Origin of the sequence: Mesorhizobium sp. M0898 (assembly GCF_040319695.1) — a bacterium.
Classification (GTDB): Bacteria; Pseudomonadota; Alphaproteobacteria; order Rhizobiales; family Rhizobiaceae; genus Mesorhizobium.
The window spans coordinates 1-20375 of the sequence record NZ_JAMYOE010000002.1 but is presented as its reverse complement, the minus strand read 5'-3'; the positions used below and the strand labels follow the sequence as shown (position 1 = coordinate 20375).

At 63.3% G+C, this 20375-nt stretch carries 24 protein-coding genes; 13 read left to right on the top strand and 11 right to left on the bottom strand.

Translation table 11 applies throughout. The features are described 5' to 3' along the window. Positions 1-78 precede the first annotated feature (78 nt). Together rlmN and NKH90_RS03100 are read left to right on the top strand one after the other, a co-directional pair. On the top strand, positions 79-1311 hold the full coding sequence (rlmN, locus tag NKH90_RS03105; protein ID WP_352817246.1) for a dual-specificity RNA methyltransferase RlmN: 1233 nt from the start codon (positions 79-81) through the stop codon (positions 1309-1311). Next, positions 1308-1787: a hypothetical protein gene (locus tag NKH90_RS03100; protein ID WP_352817244.1), complete on the top strand. Its 480-nt coding sequence runs from the start codon at positions 1308-1310 to the stop codon at positions 1785-1787. The genes rlmN and NKH90_RS03100 overlap by 4 nt, the downstream gene beginning before the upstream one ends. Here the strand turns inward: NKH90_RS03100 and NKH90_RS03095 are convergent. Further along, the gene (locus tag NKH90_RS03095; RefSeq protein WP_023679833.1) at positions 1759-2400 is read right to left on the bottom strand and encodes a LysE family translocator; all 642 of its coding nucleotides are present in this window, start codon (positions 2398-2400) and stop codon (positions 1759-1761) included. The two genes, NKH90_RS03100 and NKH90_RS03095, sit on opposite strands and share 29 nt — an antisense overlap. Before the next feature lie 168 nt (positions 2401-2568). On the opposite strand from NKH90_RS03095, the gene NKH90_RS03090 reads away from it, so the two are divergent. Then, on the top strand, positions 2569-3792 hold the full coding sequence (locus NKH90_RS03090) for an argininosuccinate synthase (RefSeq protein WP_352540807.1): 1224 nt from the start codon (positions 2569-2571) through the stop codon (positions 3790-3792). A gap of 270 nt (positions 3793-4062) precedes the next feature. Here NKH90_RS03090 and NKH90_RS03085 read toward each other — a convergent pair whose 3' ends face one another. Beyond that, positions 4063-4191 carry a hypothetical protein gene (locus NKH90_RS03085; RefSeq protein ID WP_352817239.1) on the bottom strand — a complete coding sequence of 43 codons (129 nt, stop codon included), beginning with the start codon at positions 4189-4191 and terminating at the stop codon, positions 4063-4065. A gap of 417 nt (positions 4192-4608) precedes the next feature. Next, positions 4609-5409, bottom strand: coding sequence for a lytic murein transglycosylase (locus NKH90_RS03080; RefSeq protein WP_352817236.1), 801 nt, complete (start codon positions 5407-5409; stop codon positions 4609-4611). Between the two features lie 292 nt (positions 5410-5701). Between NKH90_RS03080 and NKH90_RS03075 the strand changes: the two genes are divergently transcribed. The 7 genes from NKH90_RS03075 to rpsP all read left to right on the top strand — a co-directional run bounded on the left by NKH90_RS03075 (position 5702) and on the right by rpsP (position 11518). Continuing rightward, positions 5702-5827: a hypothetical protein gene (locus NKH90_RS03075; RefSeq protein ID WP_352817233.1), complete on the top strand. Its 126-nt coding sequence runs from the start codon at positions 5702-5704 to the stop codon at positions 5825-5827. 90 nt (positions 5828-5917) lie between these two features. Then, positions 5918-7012: a zinc-binding metallopeptidase family protein gene (locus tag NKH90_RS03070; protein ID WP_352817230.1), complete on the top strand. Its 1095-nt coding sequence runs from the start codon at positions 5918-5920 to the stop codon at positions 7010-7012. Positions 7013-7075: 63 nt separating this feature from the next. Further along, positions 7076-7678, top strand: a complete 603-nt coding sequence (locus NKH90_RS03065) for a DUF1236 domain-containing protein (protein WP_352470842.1) — start codon at positions 7076-7078, stop codon at positions 7676-7678. Between the two features lie 147 nt (positions 7679-7825). After that, a complete protein-coding gene (locus NKH90_RS03060; RefSeq protein ID WP_352685356.1) occupies positions 7826-8794 on the top strand; it encodes a CPBP family intramembrane glutamic endopeptidase in 969 nt (322 codons plus the stop codon). Positions 8795-9103: 309 nt separating this feature from the next. Next, positions 9104-10732, top strand: a complete 1629-nt coding sequence (ffh, locus tag NKH90_RS03055; protein ID WP_352817227.1) for a signal recognition particle protein — start codon at positions 9104-9106, stop codon at positions 10730-10732. A 7-nt stretch (positions 10733-10739) separates the two neighbouring features. Further along, complete coding sequence (locus NKH90_RS03050; protein WP_254817890.1) at positions 10740-11066, top strand: chorismate mutase; 327 nt, start codon at positions 10740-10742, stop codon at positions 11064-11066. Between the two features lie 50 nt (positions 11067-11116). Further along, complete coding sequence (gene rpsP, locus NKH90_RS03045; RefSeq protein WP_352615509.1) at positions 11117-11518, top strand: 30S ribosomal protein S16; 402 nt, start codon at positions 11117-11119, stop codon at positions 11516-11518. Positions 11519-11590: 72 nt separating this feature from the next. Here rpsP and NKH90_RS03040 read toward each other — a convergent pair whose 3' ends face one another. After that, positions 11591-11854 carry a YMGG-like glycine zipper-containing protein gene (locus tag NKH90_RS03040; protein ID WP_023680734.1) on the bottom strand — a complete coding sequence of 88 codons (264 nt, stop codon included), beginning with the start codon at positions 11852-11854 and terminating at the stop codon, positions 11591-11593. A gap of 191 nt (positions 11855-12045) precedes the next feature. Beyond that, positions 12046-12456: a DoxX family protein gene (locus tag NKH90_RS03035; RefSeq protein ID WP_023680735.1), complete on the bottom strand. Its 411-nt coding sequence runs from the start codon at positions 12454-12456 to the stop codon at positions 12046-12048. 260 nt (positions 12457-12716) lie between these two features. Here NKH90_RS03035 and NKH90_RS03030 point away from each other — a divergent pair, with 260 nt between their 5' ends. After that, a complete protein-coding gene (locus NKH90_RS03030; RefSeq protein WP_352817223.1) occupies positions 12717-13124 on the top strand; it encodes an ACT domain-containing protein in 408 nt (135 codons plus the stop codon). Positions 13125-13406: 282 nt separating this feature from the next. On the opposite strand, the gene NKH90_RS03025 is transcribed toward NKH90_RS03030, so the two are convergent. Both NKH90_RS03025 and NKH90_RS03020 read right to left on the bottom strand, forming a co-directional pair. Continuing rightward, entirely contained in the window at positions 13407-14441 is a 1035-nt protein-coding gene (locus NKH90_RS03025; RefSeq protein ID WP_023680535.1) for an aspartate-semialdehyde dehydrogenase, read from the bottom strand. 106 nt (positions 14442-14547) lie between these two features. Beyond that, complete coding sequence (locus tag NKH90_RS03020; protein ID WP_352450216.1) at positions 14548-14697, bottom strand: hypothetical protein; 150 nt, start codon at positions 14695-14697, stop codon at positions 14548-14550. 202 nt (positions 14698-14899) lie between these two features. On the opposite strand from NKH90_RS03020, the gene NKH90_RS03015 reads away from it, so the two are divergent. Both NKH90_RS03015 and NKH90_RS03010 read left to right on the top strand, forming a co-directional pair. After that, entirely contained in the window at positions 14900-16732 is a 1833-nt protein-coding gene (locus tag NKH90_RS03015; protein ID WP_352615514.1) for a DEAD/DEAH box helicase, read from the top strand. Between the two features lie 88 nt (positions 16733-16820). Next, positions 16821-17534: a DUF805 domain-containing protein gene (locus NKH90_RS03010; protein WP_352817218.1), complete on the top strand. Its 714-nt coding sequence runs from the start codon at positions 16821-16823 to the stop codon at positions 17532-17534. On the opposite strand, the gene NKH90_RS03005 is transcribed toward NKH90_RS03010, so the two are convergent. The 4 genes from NKH90_RS03005 to NKH90_RS02990 form a co-directional block, all read right to left on the bottom strand. Next, positions 17524-18009, bottom strand: coding sequence for a GNAT family N-acetyltransferase (locus NKH90_RS03005; RefSeq protein ID WP_352817216.1), 486 nt, complete (start codon positions 18007-18009; stop codon positions 17524-17526). The two genes, NKH90_RS03010 and NKH90_RS03005, sit on opposite strands and share 11 nt — an antisense overlap. A 4-nt stretch (positions 18010-18013) precedes the next feature. Continuing rightward, positions 18014-19117 (bottom strand): 3-isopropylmalate dehydrogenase, encoded by a 1104-nt coding sequence (leuB, locus tag NKH90_RS03000; RefSeq protein WP_352817213.1) that lies wholly within the window; start codon positions 19115-19117, stop codon positions 18014-18016. 137 nt (positions 19118-19254) lie between these two features. After that, on the bottom strand, positions 19255-19608 hold the full coding sequence (locus NKH90_RS02995) for a VOC family protein (RefSeq protein WP_352470852.1): 354 nt from the start codon (positions 19606-19608) through the stop codon (positions 19255-19257). A 48-nt stretch (positions 19609-19656) separates the two neighbouring features. Then, positions 19657-20040: a RidA family protein gene (locus NKH90_RS02990; RefSeq protein ID WP_352450222.1), complete on the bottom strand. Its 384-nt coding sequence runs from the start codon at positions 20038-20040 to the stop codon at positions 19657-19659. Positions 20041-20375: the final 335 nt, after the last annotated feature.

The window sequence follows — 20375 nt, the reverse complement described above, 5'->3', positions numbered from 1 at the left end:
CTAACCTGTGCTATGCGCCGCGCTTCATTTCGGGCACGATGCTGTATTCGGCCGCAAATCGCTTATATTGGCGCAACAATGACCCTTTCATTCGATCTTACCGCCGAAGGCGCGCGTGACGCTTTGCGCACCCGCACGACGCCTGAAAAACCGTCGCTGATCGGCTTGACGCGAGCCGAACTCGGGGCCGCCCTCGTCGCCGCCGGCATCGTGCCGGAGCGCCAGGCGAAAATGCGCGCCCAACAGCTCTGGCATTGGATCTATGTGCGCGGCGTTTCCGACTTTGCCGGCATGTTCAACATCTCCAAGGATCTGCGCGCCGCCCTCGACACGCATTTCACCGTTGCCAGGCCCGAGATCGTCGAGGAGCAGATTTCCTCCGACGGAACCCGCAAATGGCTGTTCCGCTTTCCGCCGCGCGGCGCCGGCCGGCCGGTCGAGATCGAGACCGTCTACATTCCCGAAGAAGGCCGCGGCACGCTGTGCATCTCTTCGCAGGTCGGCTGCACGCTGACCTGCTCCTTCTGCCACACCGGCACGCAGAAGCTGGTGCGCAACCTGACGGCGGAGGAAATCCTCGCCCAGCTCTTGACCGCCCGCGACCGGCTCGGCGATTTCCCCGACCGCGATACGCCCGACGGCGCCATCGTGCCGGCCGAGGGCAGGAAAGTGTCCAACGTCGTCATGATGGGCATGGGTGAGCCGCTCTACAATTTCGAGGCGGTGAAGAAGGCGCTGCTTATCGCATCCGACGGCGACGGGCTTTCCCTGTCGAAGAGGCGCATCACGCTCTCGACGTCCGGCGTCGTGCCCGAGATCTTCCGCACCGGCGAGGAGATCGGCGTCATGCTGGCGATCTCGCTGCACGCCACCAACGACGATCTGCGCGACCTTTTGGTGCCTATCAACAAGAAGTATCCGCTGAACGAACTGATCGCTGCCTGCCGTGCCTATCCCGGCCTGTCCAACGCCAAGCGGATCACCTTCGAATATGTCATGCTGAAGGACGTCAACGATTCGATCGAGGACGCCAAGGCGCTGGTCAAGCTGCTCAAGGGCATCCCGGCCAAGATCAATCTGATCCCGTTCAATCCGTGGCCGGGCACCAACTACCAGTGCTCGGACTGGGAGACGATCGAGAAATTCGCCGACTACATCAACAATGCCGGCTATGCCTCGCCGATCCGCACGCCCCGCGGCCGCGACATCCTCGCCGCCTGCGGCCAGCTCAAGTCGGACTCCGAGCGCATGCGCAAGGTCGACCGGCTGGCGCTGGAAGCGATGATGATCGCGGGGCATGGCGAGGCGTGAACCGCCTCGTCGCCTATCTGATCCGCTTCGCCGTCATCCTTGTCGGCTATGGCGTTGCTTCGCTAGCGGCAAGCGCCTTCCTTAACATCATGTTCCTGGCGTCTCTTGGGCTGATGACGGACGAGACGCAACCGGCGGCGCAGGCCTCGCTGTGGTTTTCAATCCCCTTCGTCGGGCTGTTCGTCGCCTATTTCGCTTTCATGCCGGCCGTCATCGCCATCCTCGCCTCCGAGATCCTTGGCCGACGTGACTGGCTGTTCTATGCGCTGGCGGGTGCTGTGGTGGCAGCGGTCTTCCTCGGCTTCGTCCACCAGACGGCCGATGCCAATTTCGAGGTTGCCAATACCAGCGTCATGCTGGCGGTGATCGGCTGCGGCATGGTCGGCGGTATTTTCTACTGGCTGAGCGCCGGCCGCTCGGCCGGAAGCTGGCGTCAGATCGGACGCCCTATTTCGCCTGCGCCGTCAGGATCTTGAGCGCGAAGGCCGAAAAAACGCCGGCAAAGAGATAGTCGACGACGCGGGTCACACGCGGGCTGGATTTCATCGCGGCCGAGAATTTTTCCGCCGCCAGCACCATCGGCGCCGTCACCGGGATCGCCAGCACGACGAACATCGCGCCGAGGAAGAACAGCTTTCCCGGCGCGTCGGGATCATGCGCGGAGACGAATTGCGGCAGGAAGGTCATGAAGAACAGGATGATCTTCGGGTTGAGCAGATTGACCCCGAGCCCCGCCGCCCAGCTGCGGAACAGCGAGATCTGCGGCCCGCTCTTCTTCTCCGGTGAAAACGCCGACCCTTTTGTGATCGCCTGCCATGCCAGGAAGACCAGATAGCCGGCGCCAAAAATCTTCAGCACGAAGAACGCCATCGGCGAGGCGACGATCAGCGCCGAGACGCCGACCACCACCAGCGTGGTGTGAATCAGCGTGCCGCACAAGGCGCCGGCCATCGAGGCAAAGCCGGTGGCACGGCCCTGACTCAGCGTGCGCGAGACGAACAGCGTCATGTCAGGCCCGGGCGTGATCGCCAGGATGAAGGTGGCGATGGAGAACTGGATAAGCGTCGTACTGTCGGGGATGAAGGACATGGCTCGTCTCGTAGTGGCAAAAGACGGCGCAGCCATAGCGCAAGAGCCGTGTCCTCGCCAGCCTCTTGGAGATGAAGCATCTGGTCCAGGCATCGTTCGTCCCTTGCGCTGGCCTAAAACGCCGTGATACCTCGCCCGCGAAGAACCCCTGTCGCGGAACTGCCCACCATGTCGAAAGCAAAAGCCGTCAAGAAAGTCGTGCTCGCCTATTCCGGCGGCCTTGATACCTCGATCATCCTGAAATGGCTGCAGACCGAGCTCGGCGCCGAGGTCGTCACCTTCACCGCCGATCTAGGCCAGGGTGGCGAGCTGGAGCCGGCCAGGCGCAAGGCCGAGATGATGGGCATCAAGGACATCCGCATCGTCGATGTCCGCGAGGAGTTCGTATCCGATTTCGTCTTTCCGATGTTCCGCGCCAACGCCGTCTATGAAGGCACCTATCTGCTCGGCACCTCGATCGCTCGGCCGCTGATTTCGAAACATCTTGTCGAGATCGCAAAAGAGACCGGCGCCGATGCCATCGCGCATGGCGCCACCGGCAAGGGTAACGACCAGGTTCGTTTCGAGCTCTCAGCCTATGCGCTCAACCCCGACATCAAGGTTATCGCGCCCTGGCGCGACTGGTCGTTCAAGTCGCGCACCGATCTCATCAATTTCGCCGAGCAGCACCAGATCCCGGTGCCGAAGGACAAGAAGGGCGACGCGCCGTTTTCCGTCGACGCTAACCTGCTGCACTCCTCCTCCGAGGGCAAGGTGCTGGAGGACCCGTGGAGCGAGCCGCCGGAATTCGTCCATCAGCGCACCATCTCGCCGATGGATGCGCCGGATGAGGTCACCGAGATCGAGATCGAATTCCTCAAGGGCGATCCGATCGCGCTCGACGGCAAGAAACTCTCGCCGGCGACGATGCTGGCGGCGCTGAACGATCTCGGCCGCGACAACGGCATCGGCAGGCTCGACCTGGTCGAGAACCGTTTCGTCGGCATGAAATCACGCGGTGTCTACGAGACCCCCGGCGGCACCATCCTGATCGCCGCCCATCGGGCGATCGAATCGATTACGCTCGACCGTGGTGCGGCCCACCTCAAGGACGAGTTCATGCCGCGCTATGCCGAGCTGATCTACAACGGCTTCTGGTTCGCGCCCGAGCGGCTGATGCTGCAGGCAATGATCGACAAGAGCCAGGAAGACGTCGAAGGCACGGTGCGGCTGAAGCTCTACAAGGGCAACGTGATTGTCACCGGCCGCAAGTCGAGGAAGACGCTCTATTCCGACGCGCTGGTCACCTTCGAGGACGACCGCGGCGCCTATGATCAGAAAGATGCCGAAGGTTTCATCCGCCTCAATGCGCTGAGGCTGCGTACGCTGGCGGCGCGCAACCGTAGAAAATAGCCAGTTTCTCTGCACAGTGATTTTGACGGGTTGGAAGCGGCAGCAACCGTCGATAGTTCTGTCAGCGGCCAATTTCAGCTGCAAATCGCAACCTCGGAGATTTGCTGAGACACCCCTCGACTTCGTCATCCCAGGGCGGAGCAAGGAGCGAAGCGACGCGGCGCAGACCCTGGGATCCATGCCGTTCCCTAGCGGCAGTGCTCCTGCGGACCGGAGTCTACCACCCCGTTCCGCGAAAAAGCTCGAACCACTCCGGGTTGGTCTTCTCGATCAGCTCGTACCGCGCTTCTGGCTCGCGGTCATGGTGGCATGGCCGGTGACGGTTGAAGGGTAGCCGGCGCTGGTGCGGACGCGAGTGCCGTTCTGAACCGCTGCCTTCTTCGGCTGACGTGACGGCATGGATCCTCGGGTCTCCGCAACGTCGCTTCGCTCCTGCTCCGCCCGAGGATGACGAAGATGTGGTGGCTTATCGCTAATCGCAAACCTTGGCGATTGGCAGCCCGATCGGCAGGCTCCCATCCACAGCCCTTTCAGGCTCTGTCAAAGAACCAAAACCTCTGTGCAGAGGAACTAGTACTGTTGCACCGTAATTTTGCCGGCAAACGGCACCCTTGAGATTGGCCGAAGCCTCCCTCGCTTCGTCATCCCAGGGCGGAGCAGGAGCGGAGCGACGTTGCGGAGACTCGAGGATCCATGCCGTTACCCTTGCGGCAGGGGGCCCGGCGGGATTCAATCCGGCCGTGAAATGCTCTGGATAGACCACCCGCAAAAAAGCCCGGCGCATGGCCGGGCTTTCTGTCGAATAGAGATTTTCTATCAGTCGGCGTCGATCGCCGTGGCCATGCGGGCGATGGCCTGTTGATAGACGCTCGCCGAATTCCAGCCAGCAATTGCGCCCATATTCGCCTGCGCGCTCGCGCCGGCCCGCCAACCATGACTCTTGAGGAAGTTGGCGGTAGAAGCCAACGCAGTGGCCTTGTCACGCAGGTTTTTGTTTCCGACACCATACGTCAAAACATTTCCGGGCAGGAACTGCGTGTGGCCAATCTCGCCATGCGCGGCACCGACCGACGAGGCGCTCAACGCTCCGCGATCAACCAGCTTCAGGGCCGCAATGGCATGCGGGTAGAAGAACTCCGGACGGCGGCAGTCATAGGCCAGCGTTAAAATGGCGGAGACCGTATTCTGGTTGCCCATGGCGGAACCGAAGCCGGTCTCCATACCCCAGATGGCGAGCAACACGCCCGGCGACACGCCGTAATTCCGTTCGATCTTGTCGAACAGCGCAGCATTGGCCTTCTTCAGCGCACGGCCCCTGGCAATGATCGCGGACGCGCCACGGCGCTTCATGAAAGCTTCCACCGAGCCGCTGAAAGCCTTATGGATGGCGCGGTCGACGGAGATCGTCTTTGTCGCGTAGGTTGCGCGAGCCAGAGCGGCCAGACCTTTCGAGCCGACACCGTCGGCCTTCGCCTCCGCGGCGAACTCCGGTTTCCATGCCTCGAAGCCGGCGCCGCTCTTGCCACAGCTGGCCGCCGCCTGCGCGCCCGTCGCCAGCGCAAGCACCGCCACCACCGTGGCCACTACAAACATCTTCCCCTTGGCAAGAAATGCCATGCTGCTCTCCTGGTTGCCTGAATCACGTTCCCAATTGCGAACTTGCCCGCGAAACACCTGCTTGTCACTGCCCCGGCGCCACGCCGATGCACTCAATACAGCAGGAACCTCAAATCCACCACACTGGCGGACGCCCGGGAATTTGCCTACGATCAAGTAATTATTGTGGCGGGGACAGAATAAGCATGGAAGACGTTGATGTCGTGATCATCGGCGGGCGCTGAGCGGTTTGTGTGCTATGCGGCGGCGGCGGCCCGGCCGCTCGCAAGTGCGCGCCACGCTGATGCAGCCCGTGGCGGAAAAGATCTTCTTCGCCGGCGAGCATTTGGCCGGTCCGCTGATGCAGACCTGCGGCGGCGCCAGATTGTCGGGCGAGGCAGTGGCCAAGGAGGTCGTCGCCCAGCTTGCGGCAAAATAGCATCTGCCGGCAGGAACGTCGGCAGCTGACAGGCGTTTGGCGTTCTCCTGCTCGTATCGTCCTCCGCATTTCGAATGATTTGAGACGCCAATGAAGCTTTTCGACTGCCCGCAGTGCGGCCACCGTCTCTATTTCGAGAACGCGCAATGCCTGAACTGCGCCAGCCTCGTGCTCTACGATCCCGAGCATGCGCGCTTCGCGCTGTCCGGCGCCGACGTCTTCCATTGCACCAATGCCGACGAATGCGCCTGCAACTGGATGGCGGAGCCCGGCCACGCCTTCTGCCGCGCCTGTGCGCTGAACCAGCTGATCCCGGATCTGTCGGTCGACGGCAATCGCCGCCGCTGGATCCGTGTCGAGGCGGCAAAGAAGCGTGCCGTCTATTCGCTGCTCGCCTTCGGCCTGCCGGTCGCACCCAAGCAGGACGTTGGCGACGAGATTGGTCTCGCTTTCGATTTTCTTGCCGATCCGATCGGCGGCGGTCCGGGCGGCGAGCGTATCCTGACCGGTCATGACAACGGCCGGATCACGCTCAACGTCGCCGAGGCGGATTCGGCAGAGCGCGAACGGCGGCGCGTCGAGATGGGCGAGAACTACCGCACGCTGCTCGGCCATTTCCGCCATGAGCTCGGCCATTATTACTGGGACCGCCTGATCCGCGACGATTCGCAAAAGCTTGCCGGTTTTCGCGCTTTGTTCGGCGACGAGCGCGCCGGCTACGAACAGGCGCTGAAGACCTATTATGCCGATGGCGCGCCGCCCGACTGGCAGCAGCGCCATATCTCGGCCTATGCGACGTCGCACCCATGGGAGGACTGGGCCGAGACGTGGGCGCATCACATGCACATCACGGACACGCTGGAGATGGTGCATGCCCTGAATTTCCCGCTCGGCCGGCTGGAAACCGTTGAAGCCAACGAGCTGCCGCGCGCCGATACCGGCGGCAAGTTGCAGCCGGCACCATCGGAACCCGCCGCCAGCCCAGAGCCCTTCGAAAGGATTCTCGACCGCTGGCTGGTGCTGTCGGAGGCGTCCAACTCGATCAACCGCTGCATGGGCCTGCCCGATCTCTATCCCTTCGTCATCTCGGACGTGGCGGCGCAAAAACTTGCTTTTGTTCACGAGCTTTTGACCGACCTGCCGAAAACGACTGGAACAAATCGTGAGCCGGCCGAAGCCTTTTAGCCGGAACGCATGCGGCTTTGCTTCGTTTTCCGTGCCAAGGGACTGTGAAACGGAGAGAAGACCATGAAACGCATATTGTTTCCGGCGGTGGCCGGAGCGCTCATGGCGATGTCGGGCTCTGCCTTGGCCGACACCGCCGTCTCGGCCATCACTGATCTCAATGTACGCGCCGGCCCCGGCCCGCAATATCCGGTGATCGGCGTGCTTGCGGCCGGCCAGTCGGCGACGCTCGACGGCTGCATCGCCAACAGCAAATGGTGCACCATCGCCGAGGCCAACGGCCAGGGCTGGGTCTATTCCGACTATGTGACGGCCGATTTCGGCGGCAGCCGTGTGGTCCTGACACAGCGTCCGGCCAGCGCCGACATTGCCGTCGTGACGCCGCCCGCCGATAGCGTCGAGTATTCCGACAGCTATACCGGAGCAATCGTCGCCGGCGAGGCGATCGAGCCTATCCGGAGACCGCCGGCCGAGATCCGTACCTATGTACGTACGCATCGGCTCGATCCGGTCTATCTCGAGGGTGAGGTGGTGACGGGCGCGACGTTGCCTGACACCGTCGAGCTGCGCGAGATTCCGGACTATGATTACCGTTACGTCTATGTGAACGGCCAGCCGGCACTGGTCGATCCGGGCAGCCGGCGTATCGTGTACGTCGTGCGCTGACGATACAAACAGGGCGGTCGCCCTGTAATGGCGGCCGCTCGCACTCCCGACATTGCCACAAGCCGGCATTGCCGCTGCAATACCGGTTTCCACATTGGGGCCGATGTTCTAGACCTTGCGAGCCGAAGCACCAGCCAGCGAGCCCGCGTGACGATCGACCCAACCGCCTTCCAACAGTACCGGCACACCGCCAACAACAAGACCACTTTGCCGCGGCTTCTGCTTGGAGCGGTGGTCGTCATCCTGTTCTGGCTCGGAACCACTGCCGCCGTGCTGTTCGGCGGCACCTATGCCTTTGCCGTTTGGCAGGCATCGTCTGGCACCGCCCCGCCAGGTGGGGGAGCGGTGCAGGATTTCATGGCCTCTCCTGCAGGCATCCTTGCGGCGCTGGCTTCATTTGCCGGAATCTGGCTCGGCCTTTGGGCTGCCATGCGCTGGATCCATCAAGAGAAGCTGACAGCCCTGATTGGCGTCAGCCGGCGCATTTCTTGGTCGGGGTTCCTGAAAGGACTGACCGCGGTGCTGATCACCTCGCTGCTTTCCGAGATCCTGCTTTATGGTTTGCAGCCCGACATCGCGCGCGGCGCGATCGGCCTGTCCGCGTGGCTTTTGTTCCTGATCCCGATCGCCGCCCTGACCTTTCTGCAGACCTCGTCGGAGGAGATGCTGTTTCGCGGTTATCTGCTCAGGGGCCTAGCGAGCCGGTTCCAGAACTCTTTCATCTGGGCGCTGCTGCCGGGATTGCTGTTCACCTCCCTGCACTGGAGCCCAGGTTCAAGCGCTGCCATCAATGCCTGCGTGCTGGCCTCGATCGCTGCCTTTGCGCTGCTGCTGACGCTTCTGGTCTATGCAACCGGCAATCTCGGTGCCGGCTTTGGCGCCCATCTCGGCAACAATCTGACCGGCTTCCTGCTGATTTCGCACCAGCAAAGCTATAATTCCTTCGCCCTGTTCAACGCCAAGCCGCTCGAAGCCGCGGGCTGGACGACTTCAGACGCCGTCCTCATCGCTTCGATCGGCATCGTCAGCAGCCTGTTGACCGTTCTGCTGCTTTTACATCCGCGCTCACCGCTGAAGGTCGAGCCGGATATGGCGCGCGCCGGCAGCGTGCGCTGATGTGCATTGCCTGGTCGTCCTGAGCTATTTGACGCAAAGCTTGACCAAAGCTTGACTCTGCGGCCGATTTCCTGTCTACACGCCGCGAATTCCGCGACGAGTATTCCTCCGAGCAAACCGACCGGGACGCCGAAACCTCTTTGAGGTGAAGTGCTGTAAATCGATCCCGGAGGCCAACACCCGGCAGCGCTGTGCGCCCCCGGGTGCTTTTTGGCTTTGGGCTTTGCCCGGACCGGCTTTTGCTTGGACAGTTGGCGCGAACGCATTACCTCTCGGGCATCATCCGGGTGCCAGGGAAAAGGAAAAAGAATGTTTGAATCGCTACAGGAACGTCTTGGTTCGATCCTGAACGGCCTCACCGGCCGCGGCGCCTTGTCGGAGGCTGATGTCTCGGCGGCGCTGCGCGAGGTGCGCCGTGCGTTGCTCGAGGCCGACGTGGCGCTGGAAGTGGTGCGTTCCTTCACCGACAAGGTGCGCGAGAAGGCCGTCGGCGCCGCCGTGGTCAAGTCGATCAAGCCCGGCCAGATGGTCGTCAAGATCGTCCATGACGAGCTGGTCGAGATGCTCGGCGCCGAGGGCGTCGCCATCGACCTCAATGCACCGGCTCCGGTCGTCATCATGATGATCGGCTTGCAGGGTTCCGGCAAGACGACGACCTCGGCCAAGATCGCCAGGCGCCTCGCCGACCGTCAAAACAAGAAGGTTTTGATGGCCTCGCTCGACACGCGGCGTCCCGCCGCGCAAGAGCAGCTCCGCCAGCTCGGCGAGCAGGTCAAGGTCGCCACATTGCCGATCGTCGCCGGTCAGACGCCGGTCGATATCGCCCGCCGCGCCGTGCAGGCGGCCAAGCTCGGCGGCCATGACGTCGTCATCCTCGATACCGCCGGCCGCACCCATATCGACGAGCCGTTGATGGTCGAGATGGCCGACATCAAGAAGATGTCGTCGCCGCACGAGATCCTGCTGGTCGCCGATTCGCTGACCGGCCAGGACGCCGTCAATCTGGCGAAAAGCTTCGACGAGCGCGTCGGCATCACCGGCCTCGTGCTGACCCGCATGGACGGCGACGGCCGCGGTGGTGCGGCGCTCTCGATGCGCGCCGTCACCGGCAAGCCGATCAAGCTGATCGGCACCGGCGAAAAAATGGACGCGCTGGAGGAATTCCACCCCAAGCGCATCGCCGACCGCATCCTCGGCATGGGCGACATCGTCAGCCTCGTCGAAAAGGCGGCCGAGAACATCGACGCCGAGCAGGCGGCGGCGATGGCCAGGAAGATGCAGTCGGGCAAGTTCGACCTGAACGACCTCGCCGGCCAGCTTCAGCAAATGTCGAAAATGGGTGGCATGGGTGGCATCATGGGCATGATGCCCGGCATGGGCAAGATGAAGGACCAGATGGCCGCCGCCGGGCTCGACGACAAGATGTTCGGTCGCCAGCTCGCCATCATCTCGTCGATGACCAAGGCCGAGCGCGCCAACCCCGATATTCTGAAGCACTCGCGCAAGAAGCGCATCGCCGCCGGCTCGGGTACCGACGCGGCCGAAATCAACAAACTGTTGAAGATGCATCGCGGCATGGCCGACATGATGAAGGCGATGGGCGGCAAGGGCAAAGGCGGCGGCCTGATGCGCGGCATGATGGGCGGCCTCGCTTCCAAGATGGGGCTCGGCGGCATGATGCCTGGCGGCCCAGGCGGTCCCGGAGGCGGCATGATGGGCGGCGGCATGCCGGACCTCTCCAAGATGGACCCCAAGCAGCTCGACGCCTTGCAGAAGCAGGCCCAGGCCGCCGGGCTCGGCGGCATGAAGGGCCTGCCCGGTGGTCTTCCCGGTGGCGGTGGCCTGCCTGGGCTGCCCGGCGGCATGAAACTTCCCGGCCTGCCGGGCGGTGGCGGGCTGCCAATGCTTGGCAAGAATGGCCTCGGCAAGAAGAAGTGAGGGCGCCATGAACGAAGAGAAGGACATGGCGGACGCGCGTGCGGCGCTGGCCAATTATCGCGCCTCTATTGACAATATCGACGCGGCGCTGATCCACATGCTGGCCGAGCGCTTCCGCTGCACCAAGGCAGTCGGCGTGCTGAAGGCGGAACATGGCCTGCCGCCTGCCGACCCGGCGCGCGAGCAGGAGCAGATCGCCCGTCTTCGCCAACTGGCGAAGGACGCCCATCTCGACCCGGATTTCGCGGAGAAATTCCTGAACTTCGTCGTCCGCGAAGTGATCCGCCATCACGAGCAGATCGCCGCATCCAACGGCGTGACGAAAACCGGCTGAGGACCAGCCACCAACCGATCAACCAGATCAGAGCTTTTAGGAGAAAAGAAATGCCACTGAAAATCCGATTGGCCCGTGCGGGCTCGAAGAAGCGTCCCTATTACCATGTCGTCGTCGCCGACGCTCGTTCGCCGCGCGACGGCCGTTTCATCGAGTCGCTCGGCTCGTGGAATCCGCTGCTGCCCAAGGACGGCGAACGCGTCAAGGTCGACGCCGAGCGCGTCAAGCATTGGCTGTCGCATGGCGCCCAGCCGACCGACCGCGTGCTGCGCTTCCTCGATGAAGCCGGCATCGCCAAGCGCGAAGCCCGCTCCAACCCGAAGAAGGCCGAGCCCGGCAAGAAGGCGCAGGAGCGCGCAGCCTTGCTGAAGAAGGCGCAGGAAGATGCCGCCGCGGCCGTTGCCGCCGCCGCAGCCGCGCCGGCCGAGTCGGAAGCCGCCAGCGCCGAATAAATCATCTCCACAACCACGAAACGGCGGGCCCTGCCCGCCGTTTTGCTATTGCATCCATATGATGCGGCCCGATCAATAGCCTTCCGGACAACTCGCAACGTAGACACGACCGTTACGATCGCGATAACGGCATTGGCCGCTTTCGCTGGCACGGCCGATCAGCGCACCGGCCAAAGCGCCGGCCGCACCGCCGATCACCGCGCCCTTGGTCGGGTTGCCGGCCACAGCAGCGCCGACCGCCGCACCGCCCAGGCCACCAACTGCCGCGCCTTGCTCAGTACGGGAGCAGGCACCGAGCGGCACCAGCAGGGCCATCAAGATCATCACCTTTTTCATTGTCGTTCCTCTCCAACAGGGTGCCGTCCTCGCCGCTGCACCCCCTAACTCGCAACCAGGCGATTTGATCCAAAGAAGAAGATCGGCTGCCGCCCGGCGGCGCTCAATTTGATCCAAAGAGTAGAAAGGCGGCGGCAGACCGCGCCCGCTCTGGCAGCGTGGCCACCATCGAACGGCTTTCGATGTCGCCGCTATTGGCTGAACGGGAACAACGCGCGCACCCTTGGATCGCGCAGATACAGGCCACCCCAGAGGACGGCGCCGAGATAGACGCCGAACAGTATGTGCGAGAACAAAGGGCTGCCGATACGCACATGCGTGGCGACGGCGCCGCCGAGATAAGCGGTGAGCAGGATGGCGCCGAGCACCGAGGTGCGTGGCAGCGCGTAAAGCGCTGTCGAGACCAATCCAATGGTGCCGAGCATGCGCGAGACATTGGCATCGGCCGGCCAGCCGAGCTGCACCATGGTCTGGGTGACGATTTCCAGCGGCGGTAGCTTGATGACGCCGTCGAAGATCATGAACAGCACGATGACGGCGCTGAGCACGCGGCCGGCCCACAGGGCACGCGGTGAGACGGGTGCTGCCTGAGACATGGTCATTGATGTTCCCTCCGGTCGTTGTGAGCACTGGCTCCTTCGCCAGCTCGAACCAAGGACGCGGCCCATGACGGCGATCCGACACGCCTCCAGCTCTTTTTCACTCCGGGGGACGGCGACCTCGGATGTACAAGTTCAGCCGGCAACGAACCTGGTCAAGTCCACCTTGCGAGGTGAGATGGAGGGCGTTATTGAAAATCCGTAGGGGTGTCTTCCGACGCTCGACGGCAGCCGCCGCCTGATCGCACAACGAAAAGCAACCGATGGCCGGAGAGACCGACCTGAAACAGTTGCTGGCGGCAATGACGCCGGAATTGCTTGCCGGCGTTCATGTCTTCACCACGTTGCCACCCGATGCGCCCGCTCCCGACAGGCTCCACCCGGTGATGCTATTTCGCGAGCGCGAGGGCACGACGCTGATCGTGCTTGAAGACCATGCCAAGGCCGCTGGACTGAAAAACGTGTTCCGCTGCCGGATGCTGACGCTGAACATCCATTCGTCGCTGGAAGCGGTCGGCTTCCTCGCCGCCATCACCGCGCGGCTGGCCACCGCCGGCATCGGCGTCAATCCGGTCTCGGCCTTCTACCACGATCATCTGTTCGTGCCCGCCGACCGGGCGGCGGAGGCGCTGGAGTTGCTGTTGGACCTAGCGGAGGAGAACCGGCTGTGACGCCGGCGCCTTGCTGCCTATTTGAGACGCCTGCGCTGCCCCTCATACGCCTGCCGGAACCTTCTCCCCGTGAACGGCGAGAAGGGCGCAAAACGGCCGAAGGCCGAGCCCGCGACTGCGGGCCGCCGGCCTTCCGGCGCCCCCGCGGAGGCCAGCCGCGTAGCGGCGATACGGCCGTGAGCAAAACAACCGCCGAAGGCCGAGTCTGCGACCGCAGGCCGCCGGTCGTCCGGCGCCCCCGCGGAGGCCAGCCGCGCTAGCGGCGATACGGCCGTGAGCGAACTATGCCGCCTTCTTCTTCGGCTGGATCAGCCCGCGCTCGACCAGCAGCTCGGCGATCTGCACCGCATTGAGTGCCGCGCCCTTGCGCAGATTGTCGGAGACGATCCACATCGACAGGCCGTTGTCGATGGTCGAGTCCTCGCGGATGCGCGAGATGAAGGTGGCGTCCTCGCCGGCCGATTCCAGCGGCGTGATATAGCCGCCGTCCTCGCGCTTGTCGATGACCTGGCAGCCCGGCGCCTCGCGCAGGATCTCGCGCGCCTCATCGGCGGTGATCGGCTTCTCGAACTCGATGTTGACCGCTTCCGAATGGCCGATGAACACCGGCACGCGCACGCAGGTCGCCGTCAGCTTGATCTTCGGGTCGAGCATCTTCTTGGTCTCGGCCACCATCTTCCACTCTTCCTTGGTGAAGCCGTCGTCGAGGAAGACGTCGATATGCGGGATGACGTTGAAGGCGATACGCTTGGTGAATTTCTTGACGTCGACCTGGTCTGCGACAAACACCGCGCGCGTCTGCGTGAACAATTCGTCCATGCCTTCCTTGCCGGCGCCGGAGACCGACTGGTAGGTGGCGACGACGACGCGCTTGATGGTGGCCGCGTCATGCAGCGGCTTCAGCGCCACGACCAGCTGCGCCGTCGAGCAGTTCGGGTTGGCAATGATGTTCTTGCGCGTGAACAGCGAGATCGCATCCGGGTTCACTTCCGGAACGATCAGCGGCACGTCCTGGTCGTAGCGGAAGGCCGACGAATTGTCGATGACGACGCAGCCCTGCTTGCCGATCTTCGGCGACCATTCCTTGGAGACGTTGCCGCCGGCCGACATGATGCAGATGTCGGTGTCGGAAAAATCATATTGGTCGAGCGCCCTGACCTTCAGCGTGCGGTCGCCGAACGACACTTCCGTGCCCTGGCTGCGCCGCGAGGCCAGCGCCACCACCTCGCTCACCGGAAAGCCGCGTTCCTCCAATATATTGAGCATTTCCCGGCCCACATTGCCCGTGGCGCCGACGATCGCAACCTTGAAACTCATCGAAATCTCCTGTCCCTCTCCGCTCGGTTTCTGAAGAAAACCCGCCGGCCGATGCGGGTTTCAACCCCCGGGCCGGACCCGGGAGAGGGTGGTTAGGCCAAGGGAATCAGACCGTTTTGGTGGTCGTTTTGCCGGTTTTTTTGAGCAAGAACGTGATTTTGCTGGAACGAGGAGACGCAGCGACGCGCCCGGCCCAATGGTTCGCATTGGGGCCGGGGATGTCGAAGGCAGAAAGCGCCATCAAAAGGCCGCGCATCGAAAACTATCCCGTTCGGTGCCGGCTTTTACGCGGTTTACGTCTAGAGTCAATCGCAAGCAGGCCGACCCGCCCGCCCTGTACAATGACGGCGGCACCAAGTACGAACGAGCATCGTCTGGCTCGTGGCGCCCGTCTGTGGGCGCTTGCCGACATTTGACCCGTCGCCGGGTATTCAGAATCCGAATTTCGAAAGAGCAAGATGTCCAACTTCGAAGCTATTGTTCCCGCGCTGGCAAAGGCGCTGGAAAAACGCGGCTATGTCGAGCTGACGCCGGTGCAGAACGCCGTTCTCGAGCTTGGCCAGGCCGATGCGCTGGTTTCGGCCCAGACCGGCTCCGGCAAGACCGTCGCCTTCGGTCTGGCTTTGGCGCCGACCCTTCTCGATGGCGCGGAGCGCTTTTCCCACGCGGCGGCACCCCTGGCGCTGGCCGTGGCGCCGACGCGGGAGTTGGCCCTGCAGGTAACGCGCGAGCTGGAATGGCTCTACGAACTGACCGGCGCCACGGTGGCGTCCTGCGTCGGCGGCATGGACATGCGCACCGAACGGCGCGCACTGGAGCGCGGCGCCCATATCGTCGTGGGCACGCCCGGCCGCCTGCGCGATCACATCACCCGCAATTCGCTCGACATGTCGGCGCTCAAGGCAGTGGTGCTCGACGAGGCCGACGAGATGCTCGATCTCGGCTTTCGCGAGGATCTGGAATTCATCCTCGATGCCGCGCCCGCCGACCGCCGCACGCTGATGTTTTCCGCGACCGTGCCGCGCTCCATCGCCACGCTGGCCAAGGGCTACCAGCGCGATGCTGTGCGCATCTCGGCCTCCGGCGAGGAAAAGCAGCATCTCGACATCGAATACCGGGCGCTGAGCGTCGCCCAGGCGGACCGCGAAAACGCCATCATCAACGTGCTGCGCTATTACGAGGCCAAGAACGCGCTGGTGTTCTGCAACACGCGCGCCGCCGTCAACCATCTGACGGCACGCTTCAACAACCGCAACTTTTCCGTCGTGGCGCTGTCCGGCGAGCTTAGCCAGAACGAGCGCAGCCACGCGCTGCAGGCGATGCGCGACGGCCGCGCCAAGGTCTGCATCGCCACCGACGTCGCGGCACGCGGCATCGACCTGCCCAATCTCGAGCTGGTGATCCATGCCGACCTGCCGACCAACCCGGAAACGCTCCTGCACCGAAGCGGACGCACGGGTCGTGCGGGACGCAAGGGCGTCAGCGCGCTGATCGTGCCCAATAGTGCCCGCAGGCGCACCGAGCGGCTGCTGCAAAGTGCCGGCCTTGCGGCAACCTGGGCGAGCCCGCCGTCGGCCGACGACGTGATACGGCGCGACGATGAGCGCATTCTCGCTGATCCGGTCTTCAGCGAGCCTATGAAGGATGAGGAGCGCGGCTTCGTCGAGGCGCTTCTCGATCAGCACGGGCCCGAACGGGTTGCCGCCGCCTTCGTGCGGATGTGCCGCTCCAGCCACTCAGCGCCGGAAGATCTTCTCGACGTGGCACCGTTCACGCCGTCGGGCGAAAAATTTGCGCGCCGGGATGAGGCACCGAGCCGCCGCGACGATTTCGGCGACAGCGTCTGGTTCTCGCTGTCGGTCGGACGCCGGCAGAATGCCGAGCCACGCTGGCTGATCCCGATGCTGTGCCGGACAGGCGGCATTTCTAAGCGCGAGATCGGCGCCATCAAGATGCAGCCGGAGGAAACCTTCGTGCAGATCGCGGCGGACTGGGCCGAGCGTTTCCTCGCTGCGATCGGCCCCGACCGCAAGCTGCAGGGCAACATTGCGGTCAAGCGGCTGGATGGCACGCCGGATTTGTCGCGGGCCGGCTACCAGGAACCACGACCCGACAAGAAGCCGCACCGCGGCAAGCGCACCTTCGATCAGAACACGCCCAAATTCGAGAAGCGCGCACCGGCCGACCAGCGCCCGGCATTCGAGGCGAAGCCCTGGGCCGGGAAACCGGCCAAGGCGAAGTTCGAAGGCGGACCTGCGAAACACAAGAAATCGAAGAAACGGCCGGGGTAAATAGCCAGCACTCTCCATTTCCGCACGCCCCTTGCGGTCTGCCGGAACTTTGCACAGTCTGGGGCGGGGAAATGGGGGTGGGCAGGACATGCGCGGCGAAGTTCTTCATTACGACGAAGACCAGGGTTTCGGCTTCATCACCGGAGCCGACGGCAACCGCTACACTTTGGCGCGCGAAGATTTGCGCCGCGAAGCATCGGTTGCCGGAGGTACGACCGTCGAATTCCAGCCGGCTGGCGGACGGGCACGCGATGTTTTTTCGATCCGCGCCCAACCTGCCAGTGCGCCCGCCGACGCCTCCACTGCAACCGCCGCCCCAACTCAGGCCGGCAATGCGCCCGCGGCACGTCAGCCGCAACATTTCGGCCGTTCCGCTGAACAAAGTCCGGCCGAATCGGCTGGCCTGTGGAGCTACTTCTGGTGGGGTCTGACCGAGAATTACTTCAACTTCGCCGGCCGTGCCCGCCGCAAGGAGTATTGGGGCTATTGTCTGTTCTGGACGATCGCGCTGATCGTGATCATAGGACTCGGCGTCTTTATCGACGACGCCATGGGCAATCTCGACAACAGTGAATTGCCGGCAGTGACGGTCGGCCTTTCCGGTCTCTTCCTGCTGGCGACAGCCCTGCCGTGGTTCGGGCTCAACGTGCGTCGCCTGCACGATACCGGCCTGACCGGCTGGCTCTTCCTGCTTTTCCTGATCCCGACCTTCGGCACCGTGATCATCCTGATCTTTGCGCTGATCCCGACCCAGCCGCGCGAGAACAAGTGGGGTCCGGTGCCGGCGGGTGTCAGGGTTTAGCGATCGCCTTCAGCACCTCGCTCGAAAGCCTGAGGAAGACCTTCTGGCCCTGGCGCTCCGCTCCGAGTCCGACGTAGAAGCGCAGCGCCCCTTCGTTCCAGTCCTCCGTGGTCAGATCGATGCGGCCGATGCCTTCGCGCAGGCAATGGCCGGCGAGGAATGCCATCAGTGCTCGACCGACACCGCCATTGCGGGCATCATTGCGTACGAATAGGTCCTTGAGGAACAGCAGCCGCTCGAGATCGATGCCGGGATGCGCGATCGCAACGGAGGCCAGCCCGCAAACTTCACCATCGACGAAGGCGAGCGCAAAATGCGGATAGGCCGGACCTTCGTCGCCAAGCCATTTCTGTGCCGCCGACAAAGCTTGGCTGGCGTCGAGTGGCGGCTGCCGGTAATGCACCGCCATTTCGCAAAGCATGGCGGCGAGTGCCGCCGCATCCCCGGTCGTCGCCCAGCGGACGTCGACCGACACGGGATCAGCCCAGGAACTTGGCGATGATCGCGTCGCCCATCTCAGCGGTGCCGACCTCGGTCATCCCCGGCGAATGAATATCCCTGGTGCGCAAGCCCTGATCGAGCACGGCGGCGATCGCGCCTTCCAGCCGGTCGGCCTCTTCAACCATGCCGAAGGAATAGCGCATGCACATGGCGAAGGAGGCGATCATGGCGATCGGATTGGCGATGCCCTTGCCGGCGATGTCGGGCGCCGAGCCGTGCACCGGCTCGTAGAGCGCCTTGCGCTTTTTTGTCTTCGCATCCGGCGCGCCGAGCGAGGCCGACGGCAGCATGCCGATCGAGCCGGTCAGCATGGCGGCGATGTCGGACAGCATGTCGCCGAACAAATTATCGGTGACGATGACGTCGAACTGCTTCGGCCAGCGCACCAGCTGCATGCCGCCAGCATCGGCCAACATGTGATCGAGCTTGACGTCGGCATACCTGGCCTTGTGCGTCTGGGTGACGACCTCGTTCCACAGCACACCCGACTTCATCACATTGCGCTTTTCCATCGAGGTGACGTGGTTCTTGCGCGTGCGTGCCAACTCGAAGGCAACGCCCGAAATGCGCTCGATCTCGAACGTATCGTATATTTGGGTGTCGATGCCGCGCTTCTGGCCGTTGCCGAGGTCGATGATCTGCTTAGGCTCGCCGAAATAGACGCCGCCGGTGAGCTCGCGCACGATCAGGATATCGAGCCCCTCGACCACGTCCTGCTTCAGCGAGGAGGACGCCGCCAGTGCCGGATAGCAGATTGCCGGCCTGAGATTGGCAAACAACTCCATGTCCTTGCGCAGCCGCAGCAGACCCGCCTCCGGGCGCACCTCGTAAGGCACCGCATCCCATTTCGGCCCGCCGACGGCGCCGAACAGCACCGCGTCCGACGCCATTGCCTTGGCCATGTCGGCATCGGAAATCGCCGCGCCATGCGCGTCGTAGGCGCAGCCGCCGACAAGGCCCTCATCGGTGACGAAATCGCTGCCGAGCTTGTCGTTCATGGCGGAAATCAGCTTCTTCACCTCGGCCATCGCCTCGGGGCCGATGCCGTCGCCGGCAAGCAGGAGAAGATTTTTCGAAGCCATGGGGAACCGTCCTGATTGTGTCGTGAGCCGCGGCCTTGCTAAACGCCAAGCGGCCGGCGCGCAAGCCTGCGGTTCAGAGCATCGGACCCAAAAGTGGAAACCGGTTTTGGGAAACTCCGATGCTCAAGACAAAATGCCTAGAGATGCGAAAGGATATTGACCAGCCTGCCGAACGGGTCGCGTACGAAGAAGCGCCGCACACCCCAGGGTTCGTCCGCCGGACCGTATTCGATGGCAAAGCCGGCCGTCCTCATGCTTTCAAGCGCGGCATCGACGTCGTCGACTTCGATAGAGATGTCCGGCACCGGCGTTCCTGATCCCCCTTCGGCCATGAAACTGACCTGCACGGACATCGTCTCTTGCGAGCCATAGGTAGCGATCCAGCCCATATCCATCTTGAGATCGAGGCCGAGCACATCCTGATAGAAGGGTTTTGCCGCCGCGATATCCTGCGTGTCTATGTTTGCAACGATGCGCCTGACCTTCGCCATGGGCCGATCCTCGTGCTAACCGTGTCGTTGTCGCAACCGTGACAGGCATCAGGCTGTGCGCCGCAGCGCCGTCACCTCGATCTCGATCTTCATCTCCGGCTTGTTGAGCTGACACACGATCATCGTTGCCGCCGGCCTGATCTCGCCAAAGACCTCGCCGAGGATCGGGAACACCACATCCACGAAAGCCGCATCGGTAATATAGTAATGTGCCCGCACCACATCGGCCATCTCGAAGCCGCCGTCCCCGAGCGCCTTGGCGATCGTCGCCAAGCAATTGCGCGTTTGTGCCTCTACGGTCTCCGGCATCGACATGGTCGCATAATCGTAGCCGGTCGTTCCGGACACGAAACACCAGTCGCCCTGCACCACGGCGCGCGAATAGCCGGCGGTCTTCTCGAAGGGCGAACCGGTGGAGATCAGTTTTCGCATGGCTTCCTCGCAGTGGTTGCGGCCATCCTGAAGGTATAGGGTCCACCCGGCCATGGGCCAGAGGCAACCGATTGTTGTTACGACGTGGAAAGCGCAGACCTCGGAGATTGGCCAGAACATCTCTCCAGCCGTCATCCTGGGGCGAAGCAAGGAGCGAAGCGACGCGGCGCAGATCCCAGGATCCATGCCGCTACATCAGAGCGCTGCAGCGGTGCAGCATCCTGCTCCGCTGCACCCTTCGGCTAAGGTCACGGCATGATGGGGTGGACGGCGCCCGACGGCATCGGATGTGCCAGAATGAGTTCGTTGAGATCTCAAACAAGGGAGCCGTCCGT